The organism is Frankia sp. CcWB2 (assembly GCF_977927585.1).
On the sequence record NZ_CDWRCM010000001.1, the window covers coordinates 88,510 to 90,755 of the forward strand.

The 2,246-nt window shown below is 66.6% G+C and carries 6 protein-coding genes; all 6 read left to right on the forward strand.

Annotated features, from left to right (window positions below; translation table 11 throughout):
* Positions 1 to 301: 50S ribosomal protein L16 (gene rplP / locus ACY45C_RS00475; RefSeq protein WP_462185694.1), on the forward strand; the 301-nt coding region annotated here is incomplete at its 5' end.
* Positions 301 to 567 carry a 50S ribosomal protein L29 gene (gene rpmC, locus ACY45C_RS00480; protein ID WP_462185695.1) on the forward strand — a complete coding sequence of 89 codons (267 nt, stop codon included), beginning with the start codon at positions 301 to 303 and terminating at the stop codon, positions 565 to 567. The genes rplP and rpmC, both read left to right, overlap by 1 nt.
* A gap of 5 nt (positions 568 to 572) precedes the next feature.
* Positions 573 to 881 carry a 30S ribosomal protein S17 gene (gene rpsQ / locus ACY45C_RS00485; protein WP_462185746.1) on the forward strand — a complete coding sequence of 103 codons (309 nt, stop codon included), beginning with the start codon at positions 573 to 575 and terminating at the stop codon, positions 879 to 881.
* Positions 882 to 957: 76 nt separating this feature from the next.
* Complete coding sequence (gene rplN, locus ACY45C_RS00490) at positions 958 to 1,326, forward strand: 50S ribosomal protein L14 (RefSeq protein WP_009740518.1); 369 nt, start codon at positions 958 to 960, stop codon at positions 1,324 to 1,326.
* A 2-nt stretch (positions 1,327 to 1,328) separates the two neighbouring features.
* A complete protein-coding gene (rplX, locus tag ACY45C_RS00495) occupies positions 1,329 to 1,655 on the forward strand; it encodes a 50S ribosomal protein L24 (protein WP_462185747.1) in 327 nt (108 codons plus the stop codon).
* A 41-nt stretch (positions 1,656 to 1,696) separates the two neighbouring features.
* A partial coding sequence (rplE, locus tag ACY45C_RS00500) for a 50S ribosomal protein L5 (RefSeq protein WP_462185696.1) occupies positions 1,697 to 2,246 on the forward strand: 550 nt, incomplete at its 3' end.

A 2,246-nucleotide genomic window follows, 5' to 3' on the forward strand; every position in this document is an offset into this window, starting at 1 on the left:
GGCTTACGTGACGAACCGGCAGATTGAGTCGGCCCGTATCGCGATGACCCGGCACATCCGTCGTGGTGGAAAGGTCTGGATCAACATCTACCCGGACCGTCCGCTGACCAAGAAGCCGGCCGAGACCCGGATGGGTTCCGGTAAGGGCTCGCCTGAGTGGTGGGTCGCGAACGTCAAGCCGGGCCGGGTCCTGTTCGAGCTGTCCGGGGTCGCGGAGCCGGTGGCCCGCGAGGCGATGCGGCGGGCCATCCACAAGCTGCCGATGAAGTGCCGTTTCGTGGTCCGTGAAGGTGGTGCGTAATGGCTGTCGCTACCGCGGACGAGCTGCGGAGCCTGTCGGGCGAGGAGCTCGTCGACAAGCTTCGGGAGGCCAAGGAGGAGCTGTTCAACCTCCGGTTCCAGGCGGCGACCGGGCAGCTGTCGAACAACCGCCGGCTGCAGGCCGTGCGGCGCGACATCGCCCGGATCTACACCGTCATGCGCGAACGGGAGCTGGGTATCACCGACGATCCGGCGGTGGCGGCCGGCGCGGCGGACGATGACGCGACGCAGTCGGAACGGGCGTGAGGACAGTGACAGACGAGACGGCCTCCCAGGAGGCTTCGCAGAGCACGGACGCGGCGGCTCTCCCCCGCGGATTCCGTAAGGTCCGAGAGGGCCTCGTGGTCAGCGACAAGATGACCAAGACCGTCGTGGTCGCGGTCGAGGACCGGGTGCAGCACCCGCTGTACGGCAAGACGATCCGTCGTACCAAGAAGGTCAAGGCGCACGACGAGAGCGGCACCACCGGTGTCGGCGACCGCGTCCTACTGATGGAGACGCGGCCGCTGTCGACGACCAAGCGGTGGCGGATCGTTCAGGTCTTGGAGAAGGCGAAGTAGTGAAGTAGTTCTGGCCCGGACGCCGGGGCCGGGCAGGACCGGGTGATCAGTAGTACCGGGTGATCAGGAGCGGAAAGTGATTCAGCAGGAGTCGCGACTTCGGGTTGCCGACAACACCGGAGCGCGGGAGATTCTCTGCATCCGGGTGCTCGGCGGCTCTGGGCGTCGTTACGCGGGGATCGGCGACATCATCGTCGGCACGGTGAAGGACGCCCTGCCCGGCGCCGGCGTGAAGCGCGGCGACGTGGTCAAGGCGGTCGTGGTGCGTACCACCAAGGAGCGCCGGCGGCCGGACGGCTCCTACATCCGCTTCGACGAGAACGCGGCGGTGCTCATCCGGGACGGTGGTGACCCTCGGGGCACCCGCATCTTCGGGCCGGTCGGCCGGGAGCTGCGTGACAAGAAGTTTATGAAGATCATCTCGCTGGCGCCGGAGGTGCTGTGACCGTGGCCACTTTGAAGATCAAGAAAGGCGACACGGTCCAGATCATCACCGGCAAGGACCGTGGGCTCAAGGGTAAGGTCATCCGCGCCTACCCGGAGCAGAACAAGGTCCTCGTCGAGGGCGCGAACCGGATCACCCGGCACACCCGGGTCCAGCAGAGCACGCGCGGCTCGCAGTCCGGGGGCATCATCACCCAGGAGGCGCCGATCCACGTGAGCAACGTGATGATCGTTGACCCGTCTGACGGGAAGCCGACCCGGATCGGTTACCGCATCAACGACGACGGCACCAAGGTGCGTGTCTCGCGGCGCACCGGCACCGAGCTGTAGGCCGAGCGAGCAGTCGAGCAGTTGGGAAACGAGATTAGACCATGACTGTGACCACCGAGGGCCGGACCATCGAAGGCCGGACCACCGGCGCTCGCCCGGTTCCACGGCTCAAGCAGCGGTACCGTGACGAGATCGCCCCGGCGCTGCGGGACCAGTTCTCCTACCGCAACGTCATGCAGATCCCCGGCGTCGTCAAGGTCGTCGTCAACATGGGGGTCGGAGACGCCGCCCGGGACGCGAAGCTGATCGATGGCGCTGTGCGGGATCTTGCGGCCATCACCGGTCAGAAGCCCGCGGTCCGGCGCGCGAAGAAGTCCATCGCCCAGTTCAAGCTGCGCGAAGGGATGCCGATCGGCGCCAAGGTGACGTTGCGTGGTGACCGGATGTGGGAGTTCCTCGACCGCCTCGTCACCATCGCGCTGCCGCGTATCCGTGACTTCCGCGGGCTGTCGCCGAAGCAGTTCGACGGTGCCGGCAACTACACCTTCGGGGTGACCGAGCAGTCGATCTTCCACGAGATCGATATCGACCGGATCGATCGGGTTCGGGGCATGGACATCACGGTCGTCACCACCGCGACCACCGACGACG

Bases quoted from the DNA above. Each gene is read 5' to 3' on its own strand.
- rpmC (WP_462185695.1), top strand. From the start codon at position 301: ATGGCTGTCGCTACCGCGGACGAGCTGCGGAGCCTGTCGGGCGAGGAG.